This window comes from Alkalibacterium sp. MB6 (assembly GCF_009935905.1).
Classification (GTDB): Bacteria; Bacillota; Bacilli; order Lactobacillales; family Carnobacteriaceae_A; genus Alkalibacterium.
This window is the reverse complement of record NZ_PREX01000002.1, coordinates 1-16,472: the sequence shown is the minus strand read 5'-3', so window position 1 is coordinate 16,472 and position 16,472 is coordinate 1. Positions and strand designations below refer to the sequence as shown.

The 16,472-nt window shown below is 37.1% G+C and carries 13 protein-coding genes; 11 read left to right on the top strand and 2 right to left on the bottom strand.

What is annotated here, in order from left to right; genetic code table 11:
- Nucleotides 1-25 precede the first annotated feature (25 nt).
- Complete coding sequence (locus tag C3945_RS01135; RefSeq protein ID WP_161877850.1) at nucleotides 26-2,644, top strand: NB-ARC domain-containing protein; 2,619 nt, start codon at nucleotides 26-28, stop codon at nucleotides 2,642-2,644.
- A 165-nt stretch (nucleotides 2,645-2,809) separates the two neighbouring features.
- On the opposite strand, the gene C3945_RS01130 is transcribed toward C3945_RS01135, so the two are convergent.
- Nucleotides 2,810-3,010, bottom strand: a complete 201-nt coding sequence (locus tag C3945_RS01130; RefSeq protein ID WP_161877849.1) for a hypothetical protein — start codon at nucleotides 3,008-3,010, stop codon at nucleotides 2,810-2,812.
- 469 nt (nucleotides 3,011-3,479) lie between these two features.
- Between C3945_RS01130 and C3945_RS01125 the strand changes: the two genes are divergently transcribed.
- The 7 genes from C3945_RS01125 (at nucleotide 3,480) to dtd (ending at nucleotide 10,436) form a co-directional block, all read left to right on the top strand.
- Nucleotides 3,480-4,763 carry an HlyC/CorC family transporter gene (locus tag C3945_RS01125; RefSeq protein WP_161877848.1) on the top strand — a complete coding sequence of 428 codons (1,284 nt, stop codon included), beginning with the start codon at nucleotides 3,480-3,482 and terminating at the stop codon, nucleotides 4,761-4,763.
- 20 nt (nucleotides 4,764-4,783) lie between these two features.
- The gene (locus C3945_RS01120; RefSeq protein WP_272928072.1) at nucleotides 4,784-5,410 is read left to right on the top strand and encodes a DNA-3-methyladenine glycosylase; all 627 of its coding nucleotides are present in this window, start codon (nucleotides 4,784-4,786) and stop codon (nucleotides 5,408-5,410) included.
- A gap of 18 nt (nucleotides 5,411-5,428) precedes the next feature.
- Complete coding sequence (locus C3945_RS01115; RefSeq protein WP_161877846.1) at nucleotides 5,429-5,980, top strand: DUF3013 family protein; 552 nt, start codon at nucleotides 5,429-5,431, stop codon at nucleotides 5,978-5,980.
- Complete coding sequence (prmA, locus tag C3945_RS01110; protein WP_161877845.1) at nucleotides 5,958-6,917, top strand: 50S ribosomal protein L11 methyltransferase; 960 nt, start codon at nucleotides 5,958-5,960, stop codon at nucleotides 6,915-6,917. Before C3945_RS01115 ends, prmA begins: the two co-directional genes overlap by 23 nt.
- Nucleotides 6,918-6,919: 2 nt before the next feature.
- A complete protein-coding gene (gene deoC / locus C3945_RS01105) occupies nucleotides 6,920-7,588 on the top strand; it encodes a deoxyribose-phosphate aldolase (RefSeq protein ID WP_161877844.1) in 669 nt (222 codons plus the stop codon).
- Nucleotides 7,589-7,749: 161 nt separating this feature from the next.
- On the top strand, nucleotides 7,750-9,963 hold the full coding sequence (locus C3945_RS01100) for a RelA/SpoT family protein (RefSeq protein WP_442862154.1): 2,214 nt from the start codon (nucleotides 7,750-7,752) through the stop codon (nucleotides 9,961-9,963).
- Between the two features lie 26 nt (nucleotides 9,964-9,989).
- Nucleotides 9,990-10,436: a D-aminoacyl-tRNA deacylase gene (gene dtd / locus C3945_RS01095; RefSeq protein WP_161877842.1), complete on the top strand. Its 447-nt coding sequence runs from the start codon at nucleotides 9,990-9,992 to the stop codon at nucleotides 10,434-10,436.
- A gap of 55 nt (nucleotides 10,437-10,491) precedes the next feature.
- Here the strand turns inward: dtd and C3945_RS01090 are convergent, their stop codons facing one another.
- Entirely contained in the window at nucleotides 10,492-11,829 is a 1,338-nt protein-coding gene (locus C3945_RS01090) for an N-acetylmuramoyl-L-alanine amidase (RefSeq protein ID WP_161877841.1), read from the bottom strand.
- A gap of 480 nt (nucleotides 11,830-12,309) precedes the next feature.
- On the opposite strand from C3945_RS01090, the gene hisS reads away from it, so the two are divergent.
- Genes hisS through C3945_RS01075 form a run of 3 tightly spaced genes read left to right on the top strand, consistent with a single transcriptional unit; the run spans nucleotide 12,310 to nucleotide 16,298 of the window.
- Nucleotides 12,310-13,617, top strand: a complete 1,308-nt coding sequence (gene hisS, locus C3945_RS01085; protein WP_161877840.1) for a histidine--tRNA ligase — start codon at nucleotides 12,310-12,312, stop codon at nucleotides 13,615-13,617.
- Nucleotide 13,618: 1 nt separating this feature from the next.
- Nucleotides 13,619-15,394: an aspartate--tRNA ligase gene (gene aspS, locus C3945_RS01080; RefSeq protein ID WP_161877839.1), complete on the top strand. Its 1,776-nt coding sequence runs from the start codon at nucleotides 13,619-13,621 to the stop codon at nucleotides 15,392-15,394.
- Between the two features lies 1 nt (nucleotide 15,395).
- The gene (locus tag C3945_RS01075; RefSeq protein ID WP_161877838.1) at nucleotides 15,396-16,298 is read left to right on the top strand and encodes a deoxyribonuclease IV; all 903 of its coding nucleotides are present in this window, start codon (nucleotides 15,396-15,398) and stop codon (nucleotides 16,296-16,298) included.
- Nucleotides 16,299-16,472: the final 174 nt, after the last annotated feature.

Here is a 16,472-nt window from a genome sequence, read left to right as displayed (position 1 = left end):
ATTATACCGTAAAGGACTGAGCAGAATGAATACATTAAATTTAAATAATAGGATTTTGTTGTTCGCAATTTGTACATCGATTGAGTTTGATTTAAGGAAATTTTTAGAAACTCATAGTGAAAGCGAAGAGATATCTCGTGAATTATTTGAAAAAGCAAAAAACAGAAATCCAAAAAAATCTTTATTTAATTCAACGAATAACATTGAGATTTTGATTGAATTAGATATGGGAGATTTGATATCAATCATCAACTCTAAAGCTCCGTTATTCAATTTATCTAAAGTTCAAAAAAGAAAATTAGCTACGATATTCGATAAAATAATCCCAATAAGAAATAAAGTTATGCATACCAAACCGATAGAGTTTTCAGATACAGGCATCATGGAAGAAGCTCTTTATACTATTGATAAAGAGATAACATTTATAGAATGGAATTCTTTACTTGATACAAGACATAAAATTGAAAAAGAACCACAGAAGTTAATAATTGAAACAAAGTTTGTACCGAAGATTGAAAATAAATCTAACATTTACCACAACCTACCAGTACCAGAGTATGAAGATACCGGGTACATAGGTAGAAATAGAGAGATAAATGACATATTAGAATTATTACAATCACCAAGACATCAAATTATTACCATTGTAGGTAATGGCGGTATAGGCAAGACTGCAATTACAGTTAAAAGTTTGCAAGAGCTTCTAGAAAAAAATAATGTTCCATTCGAAGCAATACTTTGGATAAGCTTAAAAACTAGGACTATATCCAAAGGGGAGTTTGTCAATATAAAAGATGCTGTGGTTAATATTTCTAAACTATATAGCAAACTTCACAAAGTTACTATAAATGAGACTGGGAATCCTCAACGAGATATCCTTAACTTTATGGATGAATTCCCTACTTTGTTAGTTTTGGATAATTTAGAAACTATTCCTACTGAAACAATTATTAACTTTCTAAAATCTATACCAATGAAATCTAAAGTTTTAATAACATCAAGAAGTGGAATAGGCGAACTAGAATATAGATATGTATTAAAAGAAATGAATTTAAAAGATGCCAAGCAATATTTTGTCTCGCTTTCCAAATACTATAATCTTGATTTACACAAAAAAAATAATGATGAATTGATTAAGCAAGACTTATATTCAAGTCCTTTATCAATTAAATGGTATATAACTAGTATTTACTATGGAGCAAATGAGAGTTTAATTTTGTCTAATAAAGATAAACTTGTAGAATTTTCAATGTCAAATATAATCGAAAATTTGACTCAAAACCAGATTGAAATGCTTTGGCTATTAATCATTGAAGGGAAAACTCTAAGTTATGGAGAGATTGAATTTTATATTAATGATATTGATGAACAAGAATTAATTTTAAATTTAAATACTCTTACTGCTACTAGTATGGTCGTGAAGAAAAGTGATGGTAATTATGAAATTAATGATATGGCTAAGGAGTACTTAAAAATTTATAGAACACCTCATCCAGATTTTATTAAAGAAATTGCTACAAAAAGAAGAGATTTAAACAGACTCTTACAGATGATAAAGACAAAAAATGAGGCTGATCCATTTAATCCTAAATCTTTATTAAGCAACTTACAAAATGAAAATACTAAAATTGCTTCAATTTATTTAACACAAGCCTTAAAACTAAGTCAAGAAAAACAATGGGAAGAAGCAGATAAGTTGATTCAGAAAGCTGAAAATGTTGCACCTGAATATTTTGAAGTGTATAAAATCAAAGCTTTTATTAACGCAGAGAATAATAATATAATGGATGCAATCGAATCATATAGAACTGCTATTGAAAACACTACAAGTGATAATGAAAAAGCATCAGTCTACTTTTTATTTAGCGGATTCTATACTTTGAAAGTGGAAGACTATATAAAATCCTTGGAATATATAGATCTTGCAAATACCATAATTCCGAATAATGCAGTTATAGTATCGGAAAAAGCAAGAATTCACATGTATCTAGGAGAATTCGAAGAATCTGAAATGCTATTTAAGTCTATTGATTTATCTTCAAATGATACAAATAAGTTTAAAAACCAATATGCAAGTAGATTGGGTGAACTTTATAGAAGAATGTCTAATAATTATTACGAACGTGATGTTAATCTCAAGTTTGAATACTTAAAAAAAGCAATTTCAGTTTTTGAAGAACTAGAGTATATTGATCCAAGAACTTATTCTACATTAGCCAACGTTTTAAATAGTCTAGTAAATATAATTTGGCATGAACCTTCAAAAGAAATGTTTATTAGTTTGTACAATAAATATTATAGTGATTTATCAAATAACAATTCAGGATATATAAAAAAACTTAGAAATATGATTCTAGAAAATAAATATGATTTACCAGAAGATGTAGTGAAATCCGCCTCGAAATTAGGCGTTAACTTTCTTAAGGAAGCGTCTGAGATAGATGATAAAAATAAAGGTATTATAACTAAAGTTACTAATCGTTTTGGTTTTATTAGAAATAAATATAGTGATCATTACTTCAATCTTTCTCAAGTAAATTATGACAACCCTTCAGTAGGAGAAGTAGTTAGTTTTGATATTGGAAAAAACAATAAAGGGTTGATTGCATTAAATATTGATAAAGTAGTTGATACTTTAAAATAGTTATAGTATAATTAATTCAAACAAGAAATAATTTTAAAAAGGCGGCTATTAGTCGGCCTTTTTTTGTTCAGGAATCTAATATATTTGCAACTGGATCAAATCTTGAAGTGTTAGGCACATTATATAAATTTATAGTGGGCGAAATTGAAAGTAAAAAAGAGCAGACTAATCATCTGCTCTTTTTTTAATGATATTTTCATATGTATAACCTAGCATCGTAGCAAATGCCATCGCTTCGAATGCGTCTTGATAAACTCTCATCTCTAATCGAGATCCATGCTGAAAGATGACTTTCTTATGATTAATATGTATCGATATGTACTTCTTGTTTTGAGTTGATTCATATGTTTTAATCCATTTGTCCACTGGGCACCTCCTTACAGAATCGAGTATACGCTTACTAGTAATTAAATGCTATGATTTCTGAGTAAGATTTTTATCATTTGCCAACATTCTTCCTACATTGCAGTAATTCTAATATGATATAGTATCAAATAGTATCAAATCATATTAAATGTTACTGCTCATAAATCCCTGTCAGATAAGGATTGTATAAGGTTATATCAATCGAAATAAAAGAGTTTCGGATTAAGGTAGCACAAGAAGCCTTCATGTCAGTTATGAAGTTGGATGAGGATTAGCAACATAGGTTGTAATATACAGTAACAATCGACCGGATAAATCATGAATTTAAAATGATTCATCCGGTCTTTTTCTGATTAAAATAATTGGAAAGGTAGGCTCCCTCCATAAAAGTCACAGTTCTCCTAAACACGATAGAAGAATTATGCTATAATAAAAAAGATAAAATATGAAAGTAGGGATACTATCCAAAATGGATAATGACAATATATTTAGTATAATCGCAATCATTTTACTCATAGCTGCTTCAGCTTACTTCTCTTCATCTGAGACGGCTTTCACTTCAGCTAACCGCATTCGTTTAAAGAACGAAGCTGAAAATGGAGATAAACAGTCCGAGAGGGCACTAAACTTAGCAAATCGATACGATGACGTCTTATCAACCATATTGATCGGAAATAACATTGCAAACATTGGGATGTCTTCTATAGCTACCTTACTGTTTGTAAGCTGGTTTCCTAAATATGGCGCATCGCTTGCTACGATTATAATGACCATTCTCATTTTGATATTCGGTGAAATTACGCCGAAATCTTTAGGAAAAGCAAACAGTGAATCAATGGCCAAAAAGTCAGCACCTTTTATTCAAGTACTGATTACGTTATTCACTCCGTTTTTATGGCTCCTTGGAAAGTGGAGTAAACTGATCAATCGATTTTTCAATCTTGAGAGTGACGAAGTGATCAGTGAGGATGAATTATTAACCATTGTTGATGAGGCTGAAAGTGGCGGAAGTATTGAAGACCACGAGCACCGTTTAGTCCGCTCTGCACTTGATTTTGATGACTTAGAAGTGGCTTCTATCTTAATGCCACGAGTGGATGTTATTGGTTGTGAAGTCGACGCCACAGATGATGAGATTGAGGAACTATTTATTACCCATAATTACTCAAGGTTAATAGTCTATGATGATACGATTGACCATGTGGTAGGGGTTCTCCATGAGAAAGATTTTAACCGCTACTTACGTGCTAAAAATGAAACAGGCAAGCAGTTGTCATTTCTAACAGTTGTAAAAGAAGTTATTTTTGTCCCACCAGTCATGAATCTCTCTAAACTACTCCGTACGATGCAACTGAAAAAAATCCATATGGCTGTCGTTACAGACGAGCATGGCGGTACGATAGGGATTGCCACTATGGAAGATGTACTAGAAGAATTAGTTGGAGAAATTTGGGACGAATATGACGAAATAGAAGAAGAAATAGAAGAAATTAAAGAAGGTACTCAGTATAAAGTAAAAGGGACAGCTAATTTAGAAAAAATGTTCGAACTATTTGGAATAGAAGTTGAAGAAAGATATGTGTCTAATACAGTAAGTGGTTTTGTTATTGAAGAAATGGGACATTTCCCTGAAGAGAATGACATGTTTTACTTCCATAATATGAAAGTAACGGTTACTGTGGTTAGAAACAGACGGGTACTGGAAATTCAAATTGATTACGTTCCTTTAGACGATAACTCAGAAAATGAATAAGCTATTGGAGTGAACAGGTTATTTCTAAGAACTTTTTAAAAAATAACACATTATCTACAGAAGAGGTAGCCAAGCGTATGCTGGGCTGTCTCTTAGTTATGGAAAAAGAAGGCCAGAGAACATCTGGATGGATTGTTGAAACAGAGGCTTATGTAGGAGTAGAGGACCAAGCCAGTCACAGTTTCAATGGAAAAAATACCCCTAGGATGCAAATGATGTTTGAAGAACCAGGCCATATTTATATTTATCAAATGCATACTCACTATATGCTGAATGTCGTCACGAAAGAAAAAGGGGATCCCCAAGCGGTGTTAATTCGTGCCATTGAACCATTTGAAGGGGTGGACTTACTCGAAGAGCGGCGCCAGAGAACAGGTGTGGAAGCGACTAATGGACCAGGGAAACTGACTAAAGCGATGGGAATCACTATGGCTGTTCATGGAGGACAAATTGACACTCCGCCTCTTTACATTGATACTGACAATAAAAAATCCCCTGCCATAATTGAGTCCTCCAGTCGCATTGGAATACCTAATAAAGGACAATGGACGGAAGCTTTGTTAAGATATACTGTGAAGGGCAACCCCTATGTGTCGAGAAAAAGAGGACAGATAGATCAGCATAATGGCTGGAAAGCCACTTCATAGAAATGAGGAGGATGTCAAATGTCAGAGAGTCTAGCAGATTATTTAGATTCAGAATTAAAAAAAATGTTAGCAAACTTCAAATGGAAAGTGGTTAAAGACAGTAAGAAAAACATGGTAGAAATATATTTCACATTCCGAGCTGAGACAGAAGATGAGATCCAAGTACAAGATGAACTCGGACAAAATAACGATCCCGGTTCTGTTTTGTTTGAAGATGTCTTGTGTTTTTATGATCCAGCATATGCCCACGTGAAACCGCAAAACTACCTTGCTGCTTTTTCTTTCGACAGCCATGTTGGTATTGAAAAGGGCTATATTGATGCGATTTTAAGACAGTTAAATATAACGACGAAGCAAGGTGAAGTGGCTTTGAAGGAGTTTTTACTGGATGATTTCGCAGGAGAATTTGAATTGAAATGGAATCATAATAATTTGGAAACACTAATCAAAACGACAAAAGATACCGGTCGATATGATGATGAACGAATCCACATGGTATTAGAAGATGAGGATTCGTTTTTTGAAAAACTGACAAAGGATGATGGCGATGACGGAGTGGAAAGAGTTTAGTGTCTCAATAAATAGCGAAGCATCAGATGCCGTTGCTGCCATATTTGATGATTTAGGAACCTCAGGTGTATCAATAGTCGATAGAAATGATTTTCTAACCTTACCTGAATACGGTATCGATACCCTTTGGGAACTTGACGAGAATAAGTTTCCCTTAGAAGGCGTGATTATTAAAGGTTACTTTAATGATCACGTCGACTTAAAAGAAGTTGAAGAAAACCTCATCTCTCGCATCAATAACCTTCCAGAATATGGCATAAGCTTGTCTCATTTTCATTTGGATGTGCTTGATGTCAAAGAAGATGATTGGGCTAACGCATGGAAGAAATATTACTACCCTGTAGGGGTAACCCGTTTCTTAACTATAGTACCTCAGTGGGAAACCTATGAAAAACGTTTCGATGATGAACGATTACTGTATTTAGATCCAGGACTAGCCTTTGGAACGGGGACTCATCCAACGACACAATTGTGTTTACAAGCATTAGAAATGACCATTAGAAAAGGGCACACTGTGTTTGATGTTGGAACAGGATCGGGCGTTTTGTCTATTGCGAGTGTCCTTTTAGGGGCGGAAACCGTTCAAGCCTATGACTTAGATGAAGTCGCTGTCAGGTCAGCTAGAGACAATATCAAACTCAATGGCTTAGAAGAAGCGATTGATGTAAGGGCAAATAATTTGCTTAAAGGGATAGAGGAACAAGCGGATATAGTGGTCGCCAATATACTAGCTGAAATTATTCTGCCATTTATTGCTGATGCTTACGCGAATGTCAAAGACGGTGGCTTATTCATCACGTCAGGTATTATCTCTGAGAAGAGGGATGCGGTCATATCGGAACTTAAGAGCAATCATTTTGAAATCATCCAAGTCAATCAAATGAATGACTGGGTTGTTATCATTGCTAAAAAACTATCAAAAGAAGAAGAGGGATAAAGATGGAACAGTTAGAAAAGTACATTGATCACACATTATTAAAAGCGGAAGCTAAAGATTCGGATATTCAAGAGCTTTGCTTAGAAGCTAAAGAATATAACTTCAAAGCTGTTTGTATCAACCCAAGTTGGGTAAAATACGCTGCTGATTTACTTAAAGGCACAGATGTTGACGTGTGTACAGTTATTGGTTTCCCTTTAGGCGCTAACTCGTCTAAAGTTAAAGTCTTTGAAGCTGAGCAAGCTGTGAAAGATGGAGCAGACGAAGTTGATATGGTTATTAACATCGGCTTACTTAAAAGCGAAGATTATTCTTCCGTTTACCAAGACATTAAAGCAGTCGTTGATGCTGTGAATGGTAAAGCAATTGTTAAAGTCATTATCGAAACAAGTTTGTTGACTGACGCTGAAAAAGCAAGAGCATGCGAAGCAGCTAAACGAGCTGGCGCAGACTTTGTGAAAACGTCTACTGGTTTCTCAACAGGTGGCGCAACGATTGAGGACGTTAAATTGATGCGTAAAACTGTTGGACCAAATATGGGAGTAAAAGCTTCAGGTGGTGTTCGTTCATTTGACGATGCTAAGGCAATGATTGATGCTGGCGCAACCCGTATCGGCACATCTAACGGTGCCGCCATTTTAGATGGAAAAGAAGCAACAGAATCCTACTAATTTAAGCCTATCACAGTTAAGCGAAACCTTGAAGTACGGCCTTAAACACTATATAATAATAAAGAGGAGTAGCCAGCACTGATTCAGTGCTGGTTTTCTTATCATTTAAGATAAACCATTGATGAATGATTTACAGATTTTATAGAATGAAGGTGAATTGCTTGCCACAAAATAAAGACTATACACCCCAAGAAGTCATAGCCCTCTGTCTGGCTTACATGAACAGTGAGCATGTCACTTTTGTAAAAAAAGCGTATGATTTTGCTAACGAGGCTCACAGTGGCCAGATGAGAAAGTCAGGCGAAGAATACATTATGCACCCCGTTCAAGTCGCGGGTATTTTGGCTGAGTTAAAAATGGATCCCGTCACTGTCGCAACAGGTTTCTTACATGATGTGATTGAGGATACGGATTACACCTATAGTCAAGTAGCTGAATTATTTACACCAGAAGTAGCCGATCTTGTAGAAGGGGTAACAAAATTAGGGAAAATAAAATTTAAATCCAAACAAGAACACCAAGCAGAAAATCACCGTAAAATGTTGATTGCCATGGCTCAAGATGTTCGAGTTATATTAGTCAAGCTTGCAGACCGCGTGCATAATATGAGGACTCTTAAACACCATCGTCCTGAAAAACAGCGCGACATTGCCCGAGAAACTCTCGATATTTACGCTCCGTTGGCTGACCGACTCGGTATTAATCGAATAAAATGGGAACTTGAAGACACGTCGCTTCGTTATTTAAACCCTCAACAGTATTATCGTATTGTTCATTTGATGAACTCTCGTCGCGAAGACCGTGAAAGATATATAGATGATGCGAAAACAGCCATTGAGGCATCAGTTAAAGAGTTGGGTGTTGAGGCTCAAATAACTGGGCGTCCTAAGCATATTTATTCCATTCATAAGAAAATGAAAGGTCAGAAGAAACAATTTAATGAAATTTATGACCTGTTAGCCATTCGAGTCATTGTTGAATCGATTAAAGATTGTTATGCTGTACTCGGAGCTATTCATACACGTTGGAAACCTATGCCTGGCCGATTTAAAGACTATATCGCTATGCCTAAATCCAACATGTATCAATCTCTTCACACAACGGTTCTTGGCCCCAATGCGACACCTTTAGAAGTTCAGATTCGTACAGGCAAAATGCATGAAATTGCTGAATACGGGGTCGCTGCACACTGGGCCTATAAAGAAGGCATCACTAAAAAGATAGATAATGATGAATTAAGCGAGCACATTTCATGGTTTAGAGATATCCTTGAATTGCAGGATGAATCAAATAACGCCAGAGACTTTATGGATTCTATCAAACAAGACATTTTCAAAGACAAAGTGTATGTGTTTACGCCTAATGGAGACGTTGTTGAATTACCTTCAGGTTCAAGTACCTTAGACTTTGCTTATCATGTGCATACGGAAGTCGGAAATAAATCGATGGGGGCAAAGGTAAACGGTAAAATAGTCCCGCTTAACTATAAGTTAAAAACCGGTGACATCGTAGAAATGCTGACTTCGTCAAGTTCGTTTGGACCAAGTCGCGACTGGTTAAATTATGTCTACACATCTAAAGCTAAAAATAAAATCAAGCGATTCTTTAAAACACAGGAAAAGGAAAAGAATGTCGAGCGAGGAAAAGACATACTCGAAAAAATCTTACTCGAAATGGAATTCAATCCTAAAGATATTTTGAAAAAAGATAATTTGATTAAAGTGGCCGAACGATTCAATTTTTATAATGATGAAGATTTGTATGCTGCTATTGGTTACGGGGAAGTCAAGAGTATCACCGTTGCGAATCGACTAACTGAAAAAGAACGTCGAGACCGTGAAAAAGATCAAATTCAATTGGATGAAACCACTGGAACGATTGAATTGAAAAACAAACGTGAACCTGAAAAGATGAGAATCCGTCATGAAGGTGGCGTTGTCATTCAAGGTGCTGATAATTTACTCGTTCGTTTGAGTAAATGCTGTAATCCAGTTCCTGGTGACGAAATCATTGGTTACGTCACTCGCGGTCGTGGGGTGTCGATTCACCGCACGGACTGTCCTAATATAAAAGATACAGATGATGGAGAAAGACTCATCGAAGTTGAGTGGGAAGACACAGGCTCTGCTAAAAAAGAATACAATGCTGAATTGCAAATCGAAGGGTATGATCGTGCAGGGTTCTTAAATGAAATCTTGCAAGTGATTAATTCTCAAACAAGTAAATTGTCTAACGTTAACGGGCGAGTGGATAAAAGTGGAACGGCGGTTATTCGTATGACCATCAGCATTCAAAATCTAAAAGAGCTTGAATTAATTGTTGATAAAGTGAAAACTATCCCAGATGTCTATTCCGTCAAGCGCATCACGTCTTAACTAAGCAGTTTACTAGGAGGAATAGAGTGAGAGTAGTTATTCAACGTGTCACAAAAGCTAAAGTGATTGTAGAAAACGAAACAGTGGGGGAGATAAAAAAAGGCTTTCTCCTATTAGTTGGCGTTGAAGAAGCAGATACAGAAGAAGATGTTGATTATATCGTTCGTAAAGTGGTCAATATGCGAATCTTTGAAGACGATCAAGAAAAAATGAATCGTTCACTTAAAGATGTCGGTGGAGATATTCTATCCATATCACAGTTTACCTTGCATGCTGACACGAAAAAAGGGAATCGCCCAAGCTTTATTGCTGCTGCTAAACCCGATGTTGCACAAGAGCTTTACGAGCAGTTCAATGAAAAGCTAAGAGCTAATGAGTTGAAGGTTGAAACAGGCGTGTTTGGTGCTCATATGGACGTCGCTTTAACAAACGACGGTCCGGTCACCATCCTTGTTGATTCAAAAAATAAATAATGTAAAGAACCGGCCACCTCACTGAGATGGCCGGTTTTATTTATAGCAATTATGTTTAAGGAGAAAAATAAGCTGATAACGCTTGGTAGATAGCATCGGCAATTGTTTGTTGATAATGTGTTGTATTAATCATCGTCAAATCATGATCATTATTCATGTAGCCTAACTCTAATAGGATAGAGGGTTGACCGTTAATTCTTAATACCGCGTAGTCACCGAATCTTACCCCGTTATTATTAAGAGGTCCGAATTGAGTAAGGTAATGGTTAACCGCTTCGGCCAAATCTTTTTCTGATTCAGAATAATAATACGTCGTTGTTCCGCTCATTGTATTAGCCACTTCGACTGAATCATAGTGAATACTAATAAATGCATCAGCCTGAGCTTGATGGGCATGATACACTCGGTCATTTAACGAAATGTAGGTGTCATCATTGCGTGTCATAATGACATTGGAACCTGCGTTTCGTAACTTGTTTGCTAAGATCATTGCCGTATTTAAAGCCACTTCTTTTTCGACCACACCAGTTGAAGAGACCGCTCCAGGGTCATGCCCACCATGGCCAGCATCAATGACTATAGTTGCCTCAGCCAAATTCACAGCGTAGTGTTGCTGGTTACCGGTGTCAACAGGTGGTAAATTAGCCTCTACTTCATTTGATACGGATTCAGTCACCCAACTAGCTACGAAGCCAAATTGGCCGTCAGGAAGCTCTATTTGATACCAATCATCTAACTCATCTACTACAGCAAATTCAGTCACTTCACTTATAGTTGTCACAATATCAGAATCAGTAGAAGGGGCACGTCTAATATTCGTTGGATTAATCCCCACGCGAATACTGTCAACTGTATCACTATTGGGCGTAACAACTGCCTGAGTTGTAGGTGTTGTAGTGACTTCTAATAAATTGGAATGTATCCATGCTACACGGTTCTGATAGAGAATTTGCGTCCAATCATTCTCTCGATACAGCAACTGATACTCTTCTCCAGCAAACACCGTTCCAATAACCTCGGAGTCTGTTGACGCAAACTGTCTGACATTGGCTTCAGGACTGGTCACTCGTACCCGAACCTGAGTATCTGTTGATACTTCATCATTTTCAATGAGCCAACTGGCTACCCAACCGACTTGATCATTATGAAGCCTCACTTTGTACCATTCATTTTCCTCACCTAGTACATTCAATTGGGCGTCTTCTTGAACTTGAGTCAGGATTTCATGTGACAGACCAGGGCCATAACGGACATTCAATGTACTGGCCAGTACGGTTACTTTATTTTCATTTGCGAGAGCAACGATTGATGTCAATAAAAGGGTTAGCATCGCTAAGATGAAAACGATAAATAATTGACGACCACGTTTATTATGTAATGCCACTTTTCCCATTTGTAGTCCTCCTGTCTCTTTACCTAATAGTATACCAATAGAGTGAGCCATCTAGCAATATAATAATCGTATACTTAAACAGATAATAGCAATTGCAATGGATAATTAAGCGTATGTAAAGAAAGTTTGTCAATCTTCTAAAGGATTGACATTTCTAAATCATTCTAGTAAGGTAAGAAGTATATTATTTACTGAGTAATTGAACCATAAGAACGAGTAGACAGATTGAACTAGAAAGAGAAAACCTCCAAGGCTGAAAGAGGTTATAGACTTAACTGTTGAATGACACCTTGTGTTATTGGCATAAACTGCCACGTGTGAGCGTTATATCTAATAAGAGACCGTTCCAAATAGGACTGTCTGAATAAAGGTGGCACCACGTGTACCGACACACGTCCTTTTTCTATTCGCTAGGAATGGAAAAGGGCTTTTTTTATTGGAAAAAAATAACTAAAGACTAAACATCCGGGAGGAAAAGCAATGACTTATCAAAAATTAAAAGGAACAGCAGATATATTACCAGGGGAAAGTGAAAAATGGCAATATATTGAATCAAGTGCAAGAGACATATTGAAACAATATCAATTTAAAGAAATCCGTACCCCTTTATTTGAACAGTTCGACTTGTTTGCTAGAGGTGTAGGAGAAACGAGTGACATTGTTTCCAAAGAGATGTATGACTTTTATGATAAAGGTGACCGACGAGTTGCTCTGAGGCCAGAAGGAACAGCTGGAGTGGTTCGTTCATACGTTGAAAACAAATTATTTGCTCCCGAGTATCACCGTCCGATGAAATTGTATTACATTGGACCGATGTTTCGTTATGAAAGACCTCAAAGTGGTCGTCAAAGACAGTTCCACCAATTAGGGGTTGAAGTGTTTGGCAGTAAAAATGCGTCTGTTGATGTGGAGACCATGTTATTGGCACTCGATCTATTTAAACATTTCCAATTAACAGACTTGAAATTAGTTATTAATTCTCTAGGAAGCAATGAATCCAGACAGCTTTATAGAAAAGAACTGATTGAGTTCCTTGAACCTCATTTTGAGGAATTGAGTAAGGATTCTAAAGACCGTTTATACAAAAACCCCCTAAGAGTGTTAGACAGTAAAGATAAAAAAGATAAAGAGATTGTTAAAGGTGCTCCTTCGATTTTGGATTATTTAGACGAGGACTCCAAAGAACACTTTGAATCGGTCAAACGCATGTTAACAGCAATGACTATTCCGTTTGAAATAGATACCAACATGGTGCGTGGTCTGGATTACTATAACGACACTATTTTTGAAATTATTACAACGAATCCAAAATTTGGTGCCAATGCGACTATTTGTGCAGGAGGCAGATACGATTCACTTGTTGAAGAAGTAGGCGGTCCTTCGACACCTGCTTTCGGATTTGGTTTTGGTTTAGAGCGCTTGATCTTGATGTTAGAACATATGGGGTTTGACTACCCAGTTAGTTCGTTACTAGACGCGTATGTCGTCACAATAGGAGAAGCTGTTAACGAAGAAGCGGCTAAACTGACTCACGAATTGAGACAAAACGGTCTATCCGTTGAGCGTGAATTTATGAGTAGAAAACCCGCTAAGCAATTTAAAACGGCTGATAAATTAAACGCTCGATTGGTTTTCACCATAGGCGAAACAGAATTAAAGGAACGAAAAGTTAGAGTAAAAGACTTAACGAGTGGCTTGGAGAATGAGGTTGACTTAGAAGAGTTGTATACGCGCTTTTCAGAGGTGTATCCGACACTTTTAAAATCATTAGAAAAAGAGGGCGAATAATATGAAACGAACAGTGTATGCAGGTGAAGTGAATAAGGAACAAGTCGGTCAAACGGTAACATTAATGGGCTGGGTTCAAAAACGTAGAGACTTAGGTGGCATGATTTTCGTCGACTTAAGAGACAGAGAAGGTATTGTTCAAGTCATGTTTGATGGGGAAGAAAGTAAAGAAGCCCTAGCAACTGCTGAACGTATTCGATCTGAATTTGTCATTGCCGTAGAAGGTAAGGTAGTCTTGCGTGAAGAAGGCCAAATAAATAAACTTATGGCGACAGGTGAAGTGGAAGTCGTCGCACAAGGCGTGACAATTTTAAGTGAGGCAAAAACGCCTGTATTTGACATTAATGACTCTACTGAAGTATCAGAAGATTTACGCTTGAAATACCGCTACTTGTACTTACGTAGACCAAAATTGCAAGAAAACATGAGATTACGTCATGAAGTGAAACGCTCGATAAGAAACTTTTTAGACGATAATGGCTTTTTAGATATTGAGACACCTTATTTAACTAAATCGACCCCTGAAGGTGCGCGTGACTATTTAGTACCCGCACGTACAAATCAAGGGAAGTTTTTTGCTTTGCCTCAGTCGCCTCAATTGTTTAAGCAATTGTTGATGAGCTCTGGTTACGATAAATATTATCAAATTGTCCGTTGTTTCCGTGATGAGGACTTAAGAGGTGACAGACAGCCCGAATTTACACAGGTGGACATTGAAACAAGTTTTACCAGTAAAGAAGATATCCAGTCACTTATGGAAGATATGCTAGTGAAATTAGTGAAGGATGTAAAAGGCATCGACGTACCGAAGCCTTTCCAAAGAATGACCTATACGGATGCTATGGAGCGCTTTGGTAGCGATAAGCCTGACTTACGTTTTGGCATGGAGTTAATTGATTTAAATGATGTGGCGAAAGAGTCAGCATTTAAAGTATTCTCGTCAGCTGTTGAAAATGGTGGAAAAGTAAAAGGGTTGACCGTTAAAGGCGCAGCAGATACATTCTCACGCAAAAATATTGATGCCCTAGAAGCTATTGCAAAAATATATGGCGCAAAAGGTTTAGCTTGGATGAAAGTAACGGAAGAAGGATTAACTGGTCCGATTTCAAAATTCTTTACTGACCAATCGGAAGCATTACTGACTGCTATGGATGCTGAGGCGGGAGACTTATTGTTATTCGTCGCTGACAAAGCATCAGTCGTTTACGATGCTCTTGGTGCCTTAAGAACTCATTTAGGGAATGAATTGGAACTGATTGACGAATCCGAATTAGCATTTGTTTGGATTGTTGAGTGGCCACTACTTGAATACGACGAAGAAGAAGGTCGCTATAATGCTGCTCACCATCCATTCACTATGCCAGTAGAAGAAGACATTGCCTTACTTGCAACTGAACCTGAAAAAGCAATGGCCAATGCATATGACGTTGTGTTAAACGGGTATGAAATTGGTGGGGGATCCATGCGTATTCACACAAGAGAGTTACAAGAGCAGATGTTGACTGCATTAGGCTTTAGTAAAGAAGATGCTTATAGTCAATTCGGTTTCTTGCTTGACGCATTAGAATACGGCTTCCCACCACATGGCGGTATCGCCCTTGGTCTTGACCGCCTAGTCATGATTTTGGCTAACGAAAATAACATTAAAGAAGTCATAGCCTTTCCTAAGAACGGTAAAGCCGTTGACCCCTTAACAAACGCTCCATCTGTTGTTTCTACAGAACAATTGGATGAGTTAAAGTTAGAAATAAAAGCAGATAAACAGACGGAGGAATAACATGGTTTTAATAGGATCACATGTGTCAATGAAAGGAAAGCAGATGCTTTTAGGAGCTGCAGAGGAAGCCATTAGTTATGGGTCCAACACTTTCATGATTTACACAGGCGCTCCTCAAAATACGAGGCGTAAACCGATTGAAGAGATGAACATTGATGCTGGTCAAGCCTTAATGACAGAAAACAATTTAGCTGTATCTGATATGGTAGTTCATGCGCCTTATATTATTAATTTAGGCAACACGATAAAAAAAGAGAATTATGCTTTTGCCGTCGAGTTTATGAAAGAAGAAATCAGGCGAGCTGAAGCCTTGGGTGCGACACAAATGACGATGCATCCTGGTGCTCACGTGGGAGCTGGACCTGACTTAGCCATTGAACAAATTGCTCAAGGTTTGAATAACATCTTTCACGAAGAACAGACATTACAGATAGCGCTGGAAACAATGGCAGGTAAGGGGACAGAAATTGGTCGTTCGTTTGAAGAATTGGCTCAAATCATTGACAAGATTAAGCTTCAAGATAAGGTTTCTGTGACTTTAGATACGTGTCATGCTCACGATGCCGGTTATCAAATACGTGATGACTTTGACAAGGTATTGGATGAATTTGATCGACTGATAGGCTTGGATAAATTGAAGGTTATTCACGTGAATGACTCTAAAAACGTTCAGGGTGCTGGAAAAGACCGCCATGCCAATGTTGGTTTTGGTGAAATAGGTTTTGAGTCCTTGAATTACATTGTCCATCATCCTAAGTTAGTGTCTATTCCTAAGATACTCGAAACGCCTTTTGTCGGGGAAGACAAGAAAAACAAAAAAGCACCTTATAAACACGAAATAAGAATGTTCAAAGAACAAACATTTAACCCACAATTACTTGAAGACATCATGAATGATGCATAGAACCTAACACGGACAGGTATTCTGTTCGTGTTTTTTCTATACAAAAATAAAGGACCACACAACTGATTTATCTAGCACTGTGTTACAATAATAAAAAGCCAGCTATAAAGATGTCAAGGAATAAATTGAAAGTTTAAGACCTGATTCTGAAGTGTGATTTTAAAGGAATTTATG

Excerpts from the sequence above, each read along its gene's own strand:
- C3945_RS01135 (WP_161877850.1), top strand. The coding sequence starts at position 26 with ATGAATACATTAAATTTAAATAATAGGATTTTGTTGTTCGCAATTTGT.
- C3945_RS01125 (WP_161877848.1), top strand. The coding sequence starts at position 3,480 with ATGGATAATGACAATATATTTAGTATAATCGCAATCATTTTACTCATA.
- C3945_RS01115 (WP_161877846.1), top strand. The coding sequence starts at position 5,429 with ATGTCAGAGAGTCTAGCAGATTATTTAGATTCAGAATTAAAAAAAATG.
- prmA (WP_161877845.1), top strand. The coding sequence starts at position 5,958 with ATGACGGAGTGGAAAGAGTTTAGTGTCTCAATAAATAGCGAAGCATCA.
- deoC (WP_161877844.1), top strand. The coding sequence starts at position 6,920 with ATGGAACAGTTAGAAAAGTACATTGATCACACATTATTAAAAGCGGAA.
- C3945_RS01090 (WP_161877841.1), bottom strand. The coding sequence starts at position 11,829 with ATGGGAAAAGTGGCATTACATAATAAACGTGGTCGTCAATTATTTATC.
- hisS (WP_161877840.1), top strand. The coding sequence starts at position 12,310 with ATGACTTATCAAAAATTAAAAGGAACAGCAGATATATTACCAGGGGAA.
- aspS (WP_161877839.1), top strand. The coding sequence starts at position 13,619 with ATGAAACGAACAGTGTATGCAGGTGAAGTGAATAAGGAACAAGTCGGT.
- C3945_RS01075 (WP_161877838.1), top strand. The coding sequence starts at position 15,396 with ATGGTTTTAATAGGATCACATGTGTCAATGAAAGGAAAGCAGATGCTT.